Genomic DNA, 15,438 nt, shown 5'->3' on the forward strand with positions numbered 1-15,438 from the left:
AAGGCGGGCAGAAAAAAAGAAGGGGTGGGGATGTGCGCGGGGGCTGGCAAAGACCCTCAGTGTGGAGGGGGCGGAGTGCCCCGCCATCTGGGGAAACCCCAAAGCGCCCCGCCGTGCGGTCGCCAGGCGGGGCGCGCCCGGTCAGCGCGCATTGAGCAGCATCTGCGCCAGCGCCTCGGCCTGCAGTACGGCAATGCCGTGGTCCCGCGCAAAGATGCGGGCGTTGTCGCTCAGCTGGCCCTGCGTGGCCACATACACGCCGGCCGGGGCGCCGCGCGCCTGCATGGCGGCGTGCAGCTCGCGCAGCGGTTCCACGCCGTGGGTGGCGGCCTTCCAGCGGCGGGCGCTGACCAGCGTGGTCTGGCCGCCCTTGGCCAGCGCCAGGTCGGCCGCGCCGCCGGCGGGCAGGCGCTCCACCGTGCAGCCTTCGCGGGTCCAGGCGGCTTCCAGTGTGTCGGCAAAGCTGCGCCAGGGCATGCTCTGGACGGCGTCCAGCATCTCGGCCACCTTGGCGGGGCTGGGCGCGCGCAGCTGGCGCCAGGCGGCGATGCAGCCCACCACGAAGATGGGAAACCCCGCCAGCGCGCCCACCACGAAATACTCCCGGGGCAGCAGCGCCCCGGCCGCCAGCACCACCAGCCCCACCACCGCAAAGCTGATCCACCAGGGCGAACGCAGCAGCAGGGCAAACAGGGACTTTTCGGCCATCTTGAATTTCACGGGGTCCTCTTTGGCAGGTTGGGCGGGTGTCGGGCGGGGGAAAGGGTGGCGCATTGTCCTTCAGTCGCCAAGGCCGGCGGCCAACGAATAGACTACCCGCCCCACAGGAGTGAATGGAATGGCTGTCACCGAACAAGACCTGCTGGCCGCGCTGGCCGGCGTGAAAGACCCGCACACGGGCAAGGATTTCGTCAGCACGCGCGCCCTGCGCAATGTGCAGATCAACGGCGGCGACGTGGCCTTCGACGTGGAGCTGGGCTACCCCGCCAAGAGCCTGGTGCCCGAGCTGCGCCGCCAGCTGGTGGCCGCCGCCAAGGGCGTGGCCGGGGTGGACAACGTGTCGGTGAACATCACCACCAAGGTCATTGCCCATGCCGTGCAGCGCGGCGTGCAGCTCTTGCCCCAGGTCAAGAACATCATTGCCGTGGCCTCGGGCAAGGGCGGCGTGGGCAAGAGCACCACGGCGGCCAACCTGGCCCTGGCCCTGGCCGCCGAGGGCGCCAGCGTGGGCGTGCTGGACGCCGACATCTACGGCCCCAGCCAGCCCATGATGCTGGGCATCAACCGCCGCCCCGAGAGCGAGGACGGCAAGACCATGGAGCCGCTGGAGAACTACGGCGTGCAGGTCATGTCCATCGGTTTTCTGGTGGACCAGGACGAAGCCATGATCTGGCGCGGCCCCATGGCCACCCAGGCGCTGGAGCAGCTCCTGCGCCAGACCAACTGGAAAGACCTGGACTACCTCATCATCGACATGCCCCCCGGCACTGGCGACATCCAGCTCACCCTGAGCCAGCGCGTGCCCATGACCGGCGCGGTGATCGTCACCACCCCGCAGGACATCGCCCTGCTGGACGCCAAGAAGGGCATCAAGATGTTCGAGAAGGTGGGCGTGCCCATCCTGGGCATCGTGGAGAACATGGCCGCCCACGTGTGCAGCAACTGCGGCCATGTGGAGCACATCTTTGGCGCCGATGGCGGCAAGAAGATGGCCGCCGAGTACGGCATGGACTACCTGGGCGCGCTGCCGCTGAACATGAGCATCCGCCTGCAGGCCGACAGCGGCAAGCCCACCGTGGTGGCCGACCCGGACGGCGAGGTCGCCGCGATTTACAAGAAGGTGGCGCGCGATGTGGCGGTGAAGATCGCCCAGCAGGCCAAGGATTTTTCGAGCAAGTTCCCGACGATCTCGGTCAGCAAGAACACCTGATCGGGTTTGCGCGCCGCGCGGAATCGTCCCACAAGCTGTTGGACGATTCCGCAGAGTTCGATCCAAGCTTCTCGCAGCAGTCAAAGCGCTCCTGAAAAGTGAGCTTGTGGCGCTTGATGCATAAGCGCTACAGCCCAATTTGACGGCAAATTCACCTTCATGAACCTGCTCGCCTCCCTGCGCTACCTCGTCGCGCTGCACGAGCACCGGCATTTCGGCCGGGCGGCGCAGGCCTGCCACATCACGCAGCCAGCGCTCTCCAACGCGCTGCGCGCGCTGGAAAAGGAGTTTGGCGTGGTGGTGGTGCGCCGGGGGCGCAGCTTTGAAGGCTTCACGCCGGAGGGCGAGCGGGTGCTGGCCTCGGCCCAGCGCATGCTGCACGAGCACCAGGTGTTGCAGCAGGACCTCTCCAGCGACGCCGCCCACCCACGCGGCACGCTGCGCCTGGGGGCCGTGCCCACGGCCATGCCCATCCTGGCACGGTTTGCCGCGCAGTTGCAGGCACGGCACCCGGGCATCGTGCCGGTGGCGCTGTCGATGAGTTCGCAGGCGCTGGAGGCCGGGCTGGAGAGCATTTCGCTGGATCTGGCGCTGGGCTACACCGAGCGCATGCCCGCGCGCGGCGGCCCGCTGCGGGCCTGGCCGCAGTATGTGGAGCATTACTTTCTGCTGCGCCGCGCGTCGCGCCCGCCCGAGGGGCCGCCGCGTGAGCTGCAGATCGGCCCGCCCATGGCCTGGGCGGAGGCGGCGGCCCTGCCGCTGTGCCTGCTCACCCCCGAGATGCACAACCGCAGCCTGGTCGATGGCGCCTTCCGCAGCGCGGGGGCCGCGGTCACCCCCGCCATGGAGACGGATTCGGTACTGACGCTGGCATTGAGCGTGGTGGCGGGCCAGGTGTGCAGCGTGCTGCCCGGCGCGCTGGTCGATGCCGTGCGCGGCCACGACGGGCTGGAGGCACTGCCGCTGACCAGCCCCGTGCTGACCACCCCCATCGGCTTCATGTCGCACCGGCAGGTCCAGCCTACCCGTGCGCTGGACGCGGCGCTGGCGCTGGCGCAGGATGCGGACTGGCTGCAGCACGCCACGGCGCACAGCGGGCTGCTGGCTGCGGCCCGCTGAGCCAGGGGCGCCGGGCCGCTGGCCCCCGCGTGATTCGCGGCGCTCGTTCCATCGCGCCGTTTCATTTGTTTTTGTGATCGCACCATGTGCATCGGCAATTTGACGCACGCGACCGCCCTGGCCGACACTGCGGCGCACCCGCGCCCTATGCAGGCGCTTTCATACAAACCCACCGACGCCCCCTGTCCCCCGGTCCATGAACCCTGCTTCCGAAGCGCCCACGGTGGCCGCCGTGTCCGTCCATGATCTGCGCGAGCGCATCCGCCGCAAAGGCCGCCTCAAGGGCCGCCAGCCCGAAGAGGCCGCGATGGCCGAGGTGGCGCAGCTGCTGGGCCCGCGCCCGCCCGCCGGTTACCGGCGCGACCTGCTCATTGAACACCTGCACCGCCTGAACGATCACTTTGGCGTGCTGCACGACCGACACTTGGTGGCGCTCGCCAAGCAGATGAATCTGGCCATGGCCGAGGTGTACGAGGTGGCGAGCTTCTATCACCACTTCGACATCGTGCGTGGCGACGAGGCCCCGGCGCCGCGCCTGGTGCTGCGCGTGTGCGACAGCCTCAGCTGCAGCATGGCCGGGGCGCGCGAGTTGCTGGCCGCGCTGCCCGAGCGGCTGCGCGCGGCGGGACAGGGCGACGTGCAGGTCCAGGCCGTGCCTTGCATGGGCCGCTGTGAGCAGGCGCCCGTGGCCGTGGTGCACCAGTGCCCCGTGCCACACGCCACCGTGGACGCGGTGCTGGAAACCGTGAAATCAAAGCCAAATCGGGCTCTAGCGCTTCATCCACAAGCGCTGGAAGCTATCAATTTTGATGTTGCCGGCCTGGCGGAGCACAGCGTGCCTGCGCAGCCAGAAGACATCAGCCCCGCCCATACCGACTTGGCCACCTACCGCGCCCACGGCGGCTACCAGACCGCCGCCGCGCTGGTCAACGGCGAGATGGACGCCGAGGCGGTGCTGGCCGCCATGGAAGACTCGGGCCTGCGCGGCCTGGGCGGCGCCGGCTTTCCGGCCGGGCGCAAGTGGCGCATCGTGCGGGATCAACTGGCGCCACGCCTCATGGCCGTGAACATCGACGAGGGGGAGCCCGGCACCTTCAAGGACCGCACTTATCTAGAACGCGGCCCGCACCGCTTCCTGGAAGGCGTGCTCATCGCTGCCCAGGTGGTGGGCACCGAGGCCGTCTACATCTACCTGCGCGACGAGTACCACGGCTGCCGCGCACTGCTGCAGCGTGCCCTGGACGACCTGCGGGCCGAGCCGCCGTGCCCGCTGCCGCACATCGAGCTGCGGCGCGGCGCGGGCGCGTACATCTGCGGCGAAGAGTCCGCCATGATCGAGAGCATCGAAGGCAAGCGCGGCGAGCCGCGCATGCGCCCGCCCTACATCGCGCAGGTGGGCCTGTTCGGCCGGCCTACGCTGGAGCACAACTTCGAGACGCTGTACTGGGTGCGTGACATCGTGGAGCGCGGGCCGCAGTGGTTTGCCAGCTTTGGCCGCCACGGCCGCAAGGGGCTGCGGTCGTTTAGCGTGAGCGGCCGGGTCAAGCACCCCGGCGTCAAGCTTGCGCCCGCAGGCATCACGGTGCAGGAACTCATCGACGAATACTGCGGCGGCATGCTGGACGGCCACCAGCTGTATGCCTACCTGCCGGGCGGCGCGTCGGGCGGCATCCTGCCCGCGAGCCTCAATCACATCCCGCTGGACTTCGACACGCTGCAGCCCTACGGCTGCTTCATTGGCTCGGCCGCCGTCATCGTGCTCAGCCAGCACGACCGTGCGCGCGATGCCGCGCTGAATGTGATGCGCTTTTTTGAACACGAAAGCTGCGGCCAGTGCACGCCCTGCCGCGTGGGCACGGCCAAGGCGGCCACGCTGATGCAAGCGCCGCAGTGGGACGAAGAGCTGCTGGACGATCTGGCACAGGTGATGGCCGACGCCTCCATCTGCGGCCTGGGCCAGGCGGCGCCCAACCCCATCCGCTGCATCCACAAGTACTTTGCGCACGAGGTGGGCGAGGGACCGTGGCCGGGCGACCTGCCCAAGCCGCGCAACAGCCCGCTGGCGGAGCAACTGCCCCAGGGAGCCCGGCCATGAGCACGTTGCAAGACACCGGCGGCGTAGCGTTTGAGCTGGACGGCCAGCCCGTCACGGCCCACCCTGGCGAAACCATCCTCAAAGCCGCGCAGCGCCACGGCGTGGAAATTCCCCACCTTTGCTACACCGAGGGCCTGCGCCCCGATGGCAACTGCCGCGCCTGCGTGGTGGAGATCGCGGGCGAGCGCACGCTGGCCCCCAGCTGCTGCCGTGCGCCCACCGCAGGCATGAAGGTGCAGGCCGCCAGCCCCCGTGCGCGAAAGAGCCAGCAGATGGTGGTGGAGATGCTGCTGTCGGACATGCCGGATGTGGGCTACCGCTGGAACGATGACAAGGCGGGTACTCCTGAATTGATAGCTGGTGGCGCTTATCCATCAAGCGCTAGCGGCCAATTTGACTCAAAAATTCCTGAAAGCATAGGCCAGCATGGCGAGCTGAGCCAATGGGCGGATCGCCTGGGCGTGGCCGTGCGCCCGGCATTGAAGGCCCTACGCCGCGAGCAGCCCGCGCCGGACCTGAGCCACCCCGCGATGGCCGTTCATCTCGACGCCTGCATCCAGTGCAACCGCTGCGTGCGCGCCTGCCGCGAGGAGCAGGTGAACGACGTGATCGGCTACGCCCTGCGCGGTGCCGACGGCAAGATCGTCTTCGACCTCGACGACCCCATGGCCGAGAGCACCTGCGTGGCCTGCGGCGAGTGCGTGCAGGCCTGCCCCACGGGCGCGCTCAGCCCCAAGACGCACATCGGCTCCCAAAAGGTGGACCGCCAGGTGGATTCGGTCTGCCCGTTCTGCGGCGTGGGTTGTCTCATCACCTACAACGTGCGCGACGAAAAGATCATCAGCGTGGAAGGCCGCGACGGCCCCGCCAACCACGGCCGCCTGTGCGTGAAGGGGCGCTTTGGTTTTGATTACGCGCACCATCCGGACCGCCTGACGGTGCCGCTGATCCGCAAGCCCGGCGTGCCCAAGGAAGTGCGGCCCCACGGCGCCGACTGGCGCAGCACCTTCCGCGAGGCGACGTGGGACGAGGCGCTGGAGCTGGCCGCCGGCACGCTCAAGGCCCTGCGCGACACGCACGGCCCCAAGGCGCTGGCGGGGTTCGGCTCGGCCAAGGGCAGCAACGAAGAGGCCTACCTGTTCCAGAAGCTGGTGCGCACCGGCTTTGGCAGCAACAACGTGGACCACTGCACGCGGCTGTGCCATGCGTCCAGCGTGGCTGCGCTGCTCGAAGGCGTGGGCTCGGGCGCGGTGAGCAACCCGGTGAACGACGTGGAGCATGCCGAGCTGATCTTCGTGATCGGCTCCAACCCCACGGCCAACCACCCGGTGGCCGCCACCTGGATGAAGAACGCGGCGAAGCGCGGCGCGAAGATTGTTCTGGCCGACCCGCGTGTGACCGACATTGGCCGCCACGCGTGGCGCACGCTGCAGTTCAAGGCCGACACCGACGTGGCCCTGCTCAACGCGCTGATCCACACGGTGATCGACGAGGGCCTGGTGGATGAGGCTTTCATCCAGGAGCGCACCACCGACTTCGAAGCGCTCAAGGCCAACGTGATGGGCTGCAGCCCCGAGGCCATGGCGCCCGTCTGCGGCATCCCGGCCGAAACGCTGCGCGAGGTGGCGCGGGCGTTTGCCACGGCCAAGTCCTCGATGATCCTCTGGGGCATGGGCGTGAGCCAGCACGTGCACGGCACCGACAACGCGCGGTGCTTGATCGCGCTGTGTGCCGTCACGGGGCAGATCGGCAAGCCCGGCTCGGGCCTGCACCCGCTGCGGGGCCAGAACAATGTACAGGGCGCTAGCGACGCTGGCCTCATCCCCATGATGTTCCCCAACTACCAACGCGTGGACAACGCGGCGGCGCATGCATGGTTTGAAGACTTCTGGGGCACCAAGCTCGATGCAGCACCCGGCTACACGGTGGTGGAAATCATGCACAAGGCCCTGGCCGATGACAGCGACCCGCACAAGGTGCGCGGCATGTACATCCAGGGCGAGAACCCCGCCATGAGCGACCCCGACCTGAACCACGCGCGCCATGCGCTGGCCAGCCTGCAGCACCTGGTGGTGCAGGACATCTTCCTGACCGAAACCGCGTGGCTGGCCGACGTGGTGCTGCCCGCCAGCGCCTGGCCCGAGAAGACCGGCACGGCCAGCAACACCGACCGCATGGTGCAAATGGGCCGCCGCGCGCTCAACCCGCCGGGCGATGCGCGGCCCGATCTCTGGATCATTCAGCAGATCGCCAAGCGCATGGGATTGCCCTGGAACTACGAAGGCGAAGAATCCGGCGTGGCCGCCGTCTACGACGAGATGCGCCAGGCCATGCACGCGAGCATCGAGGGCATCACCTGGGACCGGCTGGAGCGCGAATCCAGCGTGACCTACCCTTGCCTGACCCCCGACGACCCCGGCCAGCCCATCGTGTTCATGGAGCAGTTCCCCACGCCCACGGGCCGCCTCAAGCTCGTGCCCGCTAGCGTGATTCCAGCGGCCGAAAAGCCCGATGCCGCCTACCCCCTGGTGCTCATCACCGGCCGCCAGCTGGAGCACTGGCATACGGGCAGCATGACGCGGCGCAGTTCGGTGCTGGACGCCATCGAGCCCATGGCCACGGCATCGCTGCACGGCGACGAGCTGGCGCGGCTGGGCGTGGCGCCGGGCGCTCTGGTGGCCATTCGCTCGCGCCGCGGCATGCTGCAGGTGCGCGTGCGGCGCGATGACGGCACGCCGCGCGGCACGGTGTTCATGCCGTTTGCCTACGTGGAGGCGGCGGCCAACTTGCTCACCAACGCGGCGCTGGACCCGTTCGGCAAGATCCCGGAGTTCAAGTACTGCGCGGTGGCGGTCGAGAAGCTCGAAGCCGCCGCCAACTGACGGCGCGCAAAGGGGTTTTGCGGAAATGGCGGCCCTCGGTGCAGCGCCGGGGTACATTCCACGCCCATGACCGAACGCCCCTTCACCGACGTGGCCGTGATCATGCGCTGCGAGCGCATCGACAACCGCTGGCAGCCCTGGCGCTGGTCGCTGGCCGACGTGGTGGTCCATGAAACCGCCTTCGGCACCGAACCCCGGCCGCTGATCCAGGACGAGCGCGAGCAGCGCTGGCTGTTCCCCGGCTTTCGCGTGGAGCTGTTCCGCGACGACGCCGAGGGGTACCACCTCAACCTCACGTCACCGGCCCCTTGCTGGTTTGTGATGTGGCGCCGCGATGAAGACCCGGGCACCGGGGCAGTCCCGCTGGCCCGTCCCGTGGCGGTGAGCCTGAGCTACCACGACGCCGGCCGCTGGCTGGACGCGCAGGAAACCGTGGAGCAGGTGCCCGCAGCGCCGGAGGTGCTGGAAGTGCTGCGCGCCTTTGTGGCCGAGCACTACCAGCCCGAGCCCAAGCGCCGCAAGCGCCCCGACAGCTTCCGCCCGCTGCAGGACCGGTTTGGCAACCCCGCGTCGGTCAGCACCGAGAAACAGCGCGGTGGCGGCGGCCACGCCGGAGGTGCGGGCCATGGCTGACGGTTTCCTGGGCCGCTGGTCGCGCCGCAAGCAGGATGCGCGCGAAGGCAAGCCGCAGGCGCAAGAGCCTGCGGCCCCGGCCGTTCCCCCGCCGGCGGCGGGGGCCCCTGCACAGGCGCCGGCCGTGCAGACCAGCGCCGTTTCGCGCGTACCGGCCGTGCCGGCTTCCGCCCCTGCGGCACCCGTTGCAGCGCCGCCCGCAGAGGCACCGCCTCTGCCCACGCTGGCCGATGCCCAGGCCTTGACGCCCGCGTCGGACTTCAAGCCCTTCGTGGCGCGGGCCGTGCCGCCCGAGGTGCGCAACCTGGCCATGAAGAAGCTCTTTGCCGACCCGCACTTCAACGTGATGGACGGGCTGGACATCTACGTGGGCGACTACACCCAGCCCGACCCGCTGCCCGCCGGCATGCTGCGCCAGATGGCCAGCGCCCATGCCCTGGGCCTGTTCGATGCCGAGAAACCGCAGGAGCCGGCGGAGCCGGCCGGCCCGGCGGCCCCGCCAATAGCCCCGGAGGGCGCTCAGCCTCGGGAAGCTGCCGGGGCGGCCGGTGCGCCGGACGTGGCACAGTCGGGGGTATGCACCGCTGTTCCTAGCGCTGCCCCCAGCGAGCCGGAGCCCGGCGCCGCCCCCCGGGCGGCCGCAGCGCCCGCCAGCCAACCCGAACATGACCACGACGCTTCTTTGCGATTGCAACCAGACCATGCCCCTCAGCGCGAAGGCGCTGGGCGCGGCACTGCATGAGGACGGGCTGACCGTCCATTCCACCCTGTGCCGCCGCGAGGCCGGGGCCTTCCAGAAAGCCATCCAGTCCGGCGACGACGTGGTGGTGGCCTGCACCCAGGAACAGCGCCTGTTTGGCGAGCTGGGCCAGCAGACCGAGGGGGCGGTGTCGCCCATCCGCTTTGTCAACATCCGCGAGACGGGCGGCTGGAGCCGCGACGCGGCCCAGGCCAGCCCCAAGATCGCGGCCCTGCTGGCGGCGGCGCGCCTGCCCGAGCCCGAGCCGGTGCCCACCGTCACCTACCGCAGTGCCGGGCGCGTGCTCATCATCGGCCCGCTGGACCAGGCCGAACAGGTGGCGGCCCTGGTGTCGGATGTGCTGGATGTCACGCTGTTCACCCAGGGCCCCGGCAACGCGGGCGGCGCACAGGCGCGGCGCTACCCGGTACTGGGCGGGCGCATCACGGGCCTGGCCGGCTGGCTGGGCGCGTTCGAGCTGCAGTGGCAAGCCGACAACCCCATCGACCTGGACCTGTGCACCCGTTGCAATGCTTGCGTGGCGGCCTGTCCCGAGAACGCCATTGGGCTGGACTACCAGATCGACCTGGCGGCCTGCCAGTCGCACCGGGCCTGCGTGAAGGTCTGCCAGGTGGCAGGCGCCATCGATTTCCACCGCGACGCTGGCGTGCAGACCGAGCGCTTTGATCTGGTGCTGGACCTGCGTTCGCCCACCGCCACGCCCACCTTCCTGCAGCACGCGCTGCCGCAGGGCTACTTCCGCTGGGATGGCCGCGACATGGCAACGTTGCTGCGGCTGCGCGAGCTGGTCGGCGAGTTCGAGAAGCCCAAGTTCTTCGTCTACAAGCAAAAGCTGTGCGCCCACAGCCGCAACGAGACGGTGGGCTGCAACGCCTGCGTGGACATCTGTTCGGCCGAGGCCGTGGGCAGCGACAAGAGCCACCAGCGCATCGTGGTGAACCCCAACCTGTGCGTGGGCTGCGGCGCCTGCACCACCGTGTGCCCCACCGGCGCGCTGACCTATGCCTACCCGCGTGCGGCTGAGCAGGGCGCCAAGCTCAAGACCCTGCTGTCCACCTATGCCGCGGCCGGCGGCAAGGACGCGGTGCTGCTGCTGCACAGCCAGGAGCGCGGCCAGGCGCTGGTGGAGGAACTGGGCCGCGCCGCGCAGCTGAAGCTGGCGCACGGCGTGCCCGCCAATGTGATCCCCGTGGCCCTGTGGCACACGGCCAGTACCGGCGTGGACCTGTGGCTGAGCGCCGTCGCCTACGGGGCCTCGCAGGTGGTGGTGCTCGGCACCGGCGAGGAAGCGCCGCAGTACCTGGACGGCCTGCAGGCCCAGATGGACGTGGCGCAGACCCTTCTGCGCGGCCTGGGCTACACCGGCACCCACCTCAAGCTGCTGCGTGCCACCCACCCCACCGATCTGGATGCGGCCTTGCAGGCGCTGGCGCAGACGCGCCAGAAGATCCCCGCCGTGGCGGCGCGCTTTGCGGTGGCGCAGGAAAAGCGCAGCACCCTCGATATGGCGCTGGACCACCTGGTGGAGCAGGCTCCGCTGCCTGCGGCCGAGCGGCCCGCCGCCATCGCGCTGCCGGCCTCGGGCTCGCCCCTGGGCACCATTGAGGTCCACAAGGACCGCTGCACCCTGTGCCTGAGCTGCGTCAGCGCCTGCCCCGCCAGCGCCCTGCAGGACAACCCGCAGCTGCCCCAGCTGCGCTTCATTGAAAAGAACTGCGTGCAGTGCGGCCTGTGTGCCACCACCTGCCCGGAAGACGCCATCACCCTGCAGCCGCGCCTGCTGCTGACGCCCGAGCGCGCGCAGCCCCGCGTGCTCAACGAGGCCCAGCCCTGGGCCTGCGTGCGTTGCGGCAAGCCATTCGGCACGGTCAAGGCCATCGAAGCCATGCTGGGCAAGCTCGCGGGCCACGCCATGTTCCAGGGCGAGGCGCTGGAGCGCCTCAAGATGTGCAGCGACTGCCGCGTGATCGACCTGTACTCCGCCCAAAACGAAACGAAAGTGACCGACCTGTGAGCGAACCGTTGAGCGCCACCTCCAGCGCCCCCCTGGCCCCCCGCGGCAGCAGTGCCGCGCTGGACGAAGAGACCGCGCGGGCCGAGTTGTACGGGCTGCTGTCGCAGCTGTACTACGCAGCGCCTGGCACTGACTTGCTGGCGGCGCTGCGCGTGGCCGTGACCGAAGCGCCCAGCGCCGGCGGCTTCCTGCAGGAGCCCTGGCAACAGCTGGTGGGCGCCGCGCGCGCGCAGTCCGACGCGGACATCGCGCGCGAGTTCGACCGCCTCTTCGGCGGCGTGGGCAAGCCCGAGGTGTACCTGTTCGGCTCCCACTACCTGAGCGGCTTCCTCAACGAGAAACCGCTGGTCCGCCTGCGTGCGGACCTGGACCGCCTGGGCCTTGCCCGCGACGAAGCCGCCATGCCCGAGACCGAGGACCACGTGGCCTACCTGTGCGAGGTCATGCGCTACCTGATCGCAGGCGACGACATGGCTGTCTGCAACCTGACGGCACAGCGCGACTTTTTTGCAACGCATCTGCAGCCCTGGCTCACGGCGCTGTGCGACGCGCTGGCGTCGCACCCGCAGGCGCGCTTTTATGCCGCGGTGGCCCAGTTCACGCGGGCTTTCGCGGCGGTGGAAACGCAAGGCTTCGACATGCTGGAATGAGCCCCCGCGCGCCCAGGGCGCTTGCGCGGGGTGCTATCAAAGATGAGTAAGACAGTCGGGGGTGTGAAGCGCCGTTGCAGGGATTTACACGGTGGCATAGACTGTATGAATTTCGTTTCATAGCTGCCAGCCATTCTGGAGACACGCATGCAGAACCGCCAGCCCCATTCCTCGCGCCGCAGCTTCTTTGCCGGCGCCGCCACGGTCGGTGCCGCCGCCGCTGCCGTGGCCACGCTTCCCCCTGTCGTGCCTGCCGCTTCAGACGACCTGGCCGCAGAGCCCGCCCGGCCCGTGCCCGAAAACGGTGGTGGCTACCACCTGTCGGCGCATGTGAAGCACTACTACAAGACCACCCAGATCTGACCGCGGGACGCGCCATGTTGCTCACCAAGAAGTCTCCCCATGCCCCGCAGAGCCCCGCATCTGCGGCCTCTCCCTTTGTGCACAGCCTGCGCCGGGGCTTGTCCCACGCGCTGCCCACCATGGACCGCCGGTCTTTCCTGCGTCGCTCCGGGCTGGGCGTCGGCGTGGGCATCGCGGCATCGCAGCTCACGCTGGTCAAGAAATCCAACGCCGCCGAGGGCGCCAAGGTCGGCCTGGGCGACAGCAAGATCGAGGTGCGCCGCACCGTGTGCAGCCACTGCTCGGTGGGCTGCGCGGTGGACGCCGTGGTCGAGAACGGCGTGTGGGTGCGGCAGGAGCCCGTGTTCGACTCGCCCATCAACCTGGGCTCGCACTGCGCCAAGGGCGCGGCCCTGCGCGAGCACGGCCATGGCGAATACCGCCTGCGCTACCCCATGAAGCTCGTCAACGGCAAGTACGAGCGCATCAGCTGGGACACGGCCCTCAACGAGATCACCGCCAAGATGCAGGAGCTGCGCAAGGCCAGCGGCCCGGACAGCGTGTACTTCGTGGGCTCGTCCAAGCACAACAACGAACAGGCCTACCTGCTGCGCAAGTTCGTGAGCTTCTGGGGCACCAACAACTGCGACCACCAGGCGCGCATCTGCCACTCCACCACCGTGGCGGGCGTGGCGAACACCTGGGGCTACGGGGCCATGACCAATTCGTACAACGACATGCAGAACAGCAAGGTCGCCCTGTACATCGGCTCCAACGCGGCCGAGGCCCACCCGGTGAGCATGCTGCACATGCTGCACGCCAAGGAAACCGGCTGCAAGATGATCGTGGTGGACCCGCGCTTCACCCGCACGGCCGCCAAGGCCGACGAGTACGTGCGCATCCGCTCGGGCACCGACATTCCGTTCCTGTTCGGCCTGCTGTACCACATCTTCAAGAACGGCTGGGAAGACAAGCAGTACATCCACGACCGTGTCTACGGCATGGACAAGGTGCGCGAGGAAGTCCTGGCCAAGTGGACCCCTGACAAGGTGGAAGAGGCCTGCGGCGTCAAGGAAGACCAGATGTTCAAGGTCGCCAAGATGCTGCACGACAACAACCCTGGCACCGTCGTGTGGTGCATGGGCCAGACGCAGCACACCATCGGCAACGCCATGGTGCGCGCCTCGTGCATCCTGCAGCTGGCGCTGGGCAACGTGGGCAAGTCCGGCGGCGGCACCAACATCTTCCGCGGCCACGACAACGTGCAGGGCGCCACCGACGTGGGCCCCAACCCCGACTCGCTGCCCGGCTACTACGGCCTGGCCGAAGGCTCGTGGAAGCACTTCGCCGCCGTGTGGGGTGTGGACTTCGAGTGGATCAAGAAGCAGTACGCCACGCCCGCGATGATGACCAAGAACGGCATCACCGTGTCGCGCTGGATTGACGGCGTGCTGGAGAAGAACGAGCTCATCGACCAGGACTCCAACCTGCGCGGGGTGTTCTTCTGGGGTCACGCGCCCAACTCGCAAACCCGTGGCCTCGAGATGAAGCGCGCCATGGACAAGCTGGACCTGCTGGTGGTTGTGGACCCGTACCCGTCGGCCACCGCTGCCATGGCCGCCATGCCGGGCAAGGCTGAAGACCTCAACCCCAACCGCGCGGTGTACCTGCTGCCGGCCGCCACGCAGTTCGAGACCAGCGGGTCGTGCACGGCGTCCAACCGCTCCATCCAGTGGCGCGAAAAGGTCATCGAACCGCTGTGGGAGAGCCGCTCCGACCACATGATCATGTACCAGTTCGCGCAAAAGCTGGGCTTCGCCGACGAGCTGGTCAAGAACTACAAGCTGCAGAAGGTCAAGGGCATGGACGAGCCCGTGCCCGAGGACATCCTGCGCGAGATCAATCGCAGCGTCTGGACCATTGGCTACACCGGCCAGAGCCCCGAGCGCCTCAAGGCCCACATGAAGAACATGCACCTGTTCGACGTGAAGACGCTGAAGGCCAAGGGCGGCAAGGACAAGGACACGGGCTACGATTTCACGGGCGACTACTTCGGGCTGCCGTGGCCGTGCTTTGGCACGCCCGAGCTCAAGCATCCCGGCTCGCCCAACCTGTACGACACCTCCAAGCACGTCATGGACGGCGGCGGCAACTTCCGCGCCAACTTTGGCGTGGAAAAGGACGGCGTGAACCTGCTGGCCGAGGACGGCTCGCATTCCCTGGGCTGCGAGATCACCACCGGCTACCCCGAGTTCGACCACGTGCTGCTGAAAAAGCTGGGCTGGTGGGACGACCTCTCGGACGCAGAGAAGGCCAAGGCCGAGGGCAAGAACTGGAAGACCGACCCCACGGGCGCCATCATCCGCGTGGCCATGAAGCACGGCTGCCACCCGTTTGGCAACGCCAAGGCGCGTGCCGTGGTGTGGAACTTCCCCGACGCCATTCCGCAGCACCGCGAGCCGCTGTACGGCACGCGGCCCGACCTGGTGGCCAAGTACCCCACGCACGACGACAAGAAGGCCTTCTGGCGCCTGCCCACGCTGTACAAGACGGTGCAGGAGAAGAACGTGGCCGACAAGGTGTCCGAGAAGTTCCCGCTCATCCTCAGCTCCGGCCGCCTGGTGGAGTACGAGGGCGGCGGTGAGGAGACCCGCTCCAACCCCTGGCTGGCCGAACTGCAGCAGGAGGCGTTCGTCGAGATCAACCCCAAGACCGCTGCCGACCGCGGCGTCCGCAACGGCGAACGCGTGTGGCTGAGCTCGCCCACCGGGGCCCGCATCAACGTGCAGGCGCTGGTCACCGAGCGCGTGGCACCCGACACGGTGTGGATGCCGTTCCACTTCTCGGGCCGCTGGCAAGGGGCCGACCTGCTGGCGTACTACCCCAAGGGCGCGGCGCCGGTGGTGCGCGGCGAGGCGGTGAATACCGCGACAACCTATGGCTACGACAGCGTGACCATGATGCAAGAAACCAAGACCACGATCTGCAACGTGGAACGCGCTTAAGGAGGCAG

At 68.7% G+C, this 15,438-nt stretch carries 11 protein-coding genes; 10 read left to right on the forward strand and 1 reads right to left on the reverse strand.

What is annotated here, in order from left to right; genetic code table 11:
• Positions 1-141 precede the first annotated feature (141 nt).
• Positions 142-708, reverse strand: coding sequence for a restriction endonuclease (locus tag LWW96_RS20875; protein ID WP_291489876.1), 567 nt, complete (start codon positions 706-708; stop codon positions 142-144).
• Between the two features lie 130 nt (positions 709-838).
• Between LWW96_RS20875 and apbC the strand changes: the two genes are divergently transcribed.
• The 10 genes from apbC to LWW96_RS20925 all read left to right on the forward strand — a co-directional run bounded on the left by apbC (position 839) and on the right by LWW96_RS20925 (position 15,430).
• Complete coding sequence (gene apbC, locus LWW96_RS20880) at positions 839-1,930, forward strand: iron-sulfur cluster carrier protein ApbC (protein ID WP_291489782.1); 1,092 nt, start codon at positions 839-841, stop codon at positions 1,928-1,930.
• Positions 1,931-2,089: 159 nt separating this feature from the next.
• On the forward strand, positions 2,090-3,049 hold the full coding sequence (locus tag LWW96_RS20885; protein WP_291489783.1) for a LysR substrate-binding domain-containing protein: 960 nt from the start codon (positions 2,090-2,092) through the stop codon (positions 3,047-3,049).
• Positions 3,050-3,245: 196 nt separating this feature from the next.
• Positions 3,246-5,144: an NAD(P)H-dependent oxidoreductase subunit E gene (locus LWW96_RS20890; RefSeq protein WP_291489784.1), complete on the forward strand. Its 1,899-nt coding sequence runs from the start codon at positions 3,246-3,248 to the stop codon at positions 5,142-5,144.
• Positions 5,141-8,026 (forward strand): formate dehydrogenase subunit alpha, encoded by a 2,886-nt coding sequence (gene fdhF, locus LWW96_RS20895; protein WP_291489785.1) that lies wholly within the window; start codon positions 5,141-5,143, stop codon positions 8,024-8,026. The genes LWW96_RS20890 and fdhF overlap by 4 nt, the downstream gene beginning before the upstream one ends.
• Before the next feature lie 66 nt (positions 8,027-8,092).
• The gene (locus LWW96_RS20900) at positions 8,093-8,659 is read left to right on the forward strand and encodes a DUF3305 domain-containing protein (RefSeq protein ID WP_291489786.1); all 567 of its coding nucleotides are present in this window, start codon (positions 8,093-8,095) and stop codon (positions 8,657-8,659) included.
• The gene (locus LWW96_RS20905; RefSeq protein ID WP_291489787.1) at positions 8,652-9,401 is read left to right on the forward strand and encodes a DUF3306 domain-containing protein; all 750 of its coding nucleotides are present in this window, start codon (positions 8,652-8,654) and stop codon (positions 9,399-9,401) included. Before LWW96_RS20900 ends, LWW96_RS20905 begins: the two co-directional genes overlap by 8 nt.
• Positions 9,361-11,433, forward strand: coding sequence for a 4Fe-4S binding protein (locus LWW96_RS20910; protein ID WP_291489788.1), 2,073 nt, complete (start codon positions 9,361-9,363; stop codon positions 11,431-11,433). Before LWW96_RS20905 ends, LWW96_RS20910 begins: the two co-directional genes overlap by 41 nt.
• An 8-nt stretch (positions 11,434-11,441) precedes the next feature.
• Entirely contained in the window at positions 11,442-12,083 is a 642-nt protein-coding gene (locus LWW96_RS20915) for a molecular chaperone TorD family protein (protein ID WP_291489877.1), read from the forward strand.
• Positions 12,084-12,230: 147 nt separating this feature from the next.
• Positions 12,231-12,446: a formate dehydrogenase gene (locus tag LWW96_RS20920; RefSeq protein WP_291489789.1), complete on the forward strand. Its 216-nt coding sequence runs from the start codon at positions 12,231-12,233 to the stop codon at positions 12,444-12,446.
• A 14-nt stretch (positions 12,447-12,460) separates the two neighbouring features.
• On the forward strand, positions 12,461-15,430 hold the full coding sequence (locus tag LWW96_RS20925; RefSeq protein ID WP_291489790.1) for a formate dehydrogenase subunit alpha: 2,970 nt from the start codon (positions 12,461-12,463) through the stop codon (positions 15,428-15,430).
• The last annotated feature ends 8 nt before the right edge of the window (positions 15,431-15,438 follow it).

The organism is Acidovorax sp. (assembly GCF_021287135.1).
In the GTDB taxonomy this organism is placed as follows: domain Bacteria; phylum Pseudomonadota; class Gammaproteobacteria; order Burkholderiales; family Burkholderiaceae_C; genus Acidovorax.

Coding starts and splice junctions, on each gene's coding strand:
- LWW96_RS20885 (WP_291489783.1), top strand. CDS start 2,090: ATGAACCTGCTCGCCTCCCTGCGCTACCTCGTCGCGCTGCACGAGCAC.
- fdhF (WP_291489785.1), top strand. CDS start 5,141: ATGAGCACGTTGCAAGACACCGGCGGCGTAGCGTTTGAGCTGGACGGC.
- LWW96_RS20905 (WP_291489787.1), top strand. CDS start 8,652: ATGGCTGACGGTTTCCTGGGCCGCTGGTCGCGCCGCAAGCAGGATGCG.
- LWW96_RS20900 (WP_291489786.1), top strand. CDS start 8,093: ATGACCGAACGCCCCTTCACCGACGTGGCCGTGATCATGCGCTGCGAG.
- apbC (WP_291489782.1), top strand. CDS start 839: ATGGCTGTCACCGAACAAGACCTGCTGGCCGCGCTGGCCGGCGTGAAA.
- LWW96_RS20890 (WP_291489784.1), top strand. CDS start 3,246: ATGAACCCTGCTTCCGAAGCGCCCACGGTGGCCGCCGTGTCCGTCCAT.
- LWW96_RS20925 (WP_291489790.1), top strand. CDS start 12,461: ATGTTGCTCACCAAGAAGTCTCCCCATGCCCCGCAGAGCCCCGCATCT.
- LWW96_RS20875 (WP_291489876.1), bottom strand. CDS start 708: ATGGCCGAAAAGTCCCTGTTTGCCCTGCTGCTGCGTTCGCCCTGGTGG.
- LWW96_RS20910 (WP_291489788.1), top strand. CDS start 9,361: ATGCCCCTCAGCGCGAAGGCGCTGGGCGCGGCACTGCATGAGGACGGG.
- LWW96_RS20920 (WP_291489789.1), top strand. CDS start 12,231: ATGCAGAACCGCCAGCCCCATTCCTCGCGCCGCAGCTTCTTTGCCGGC.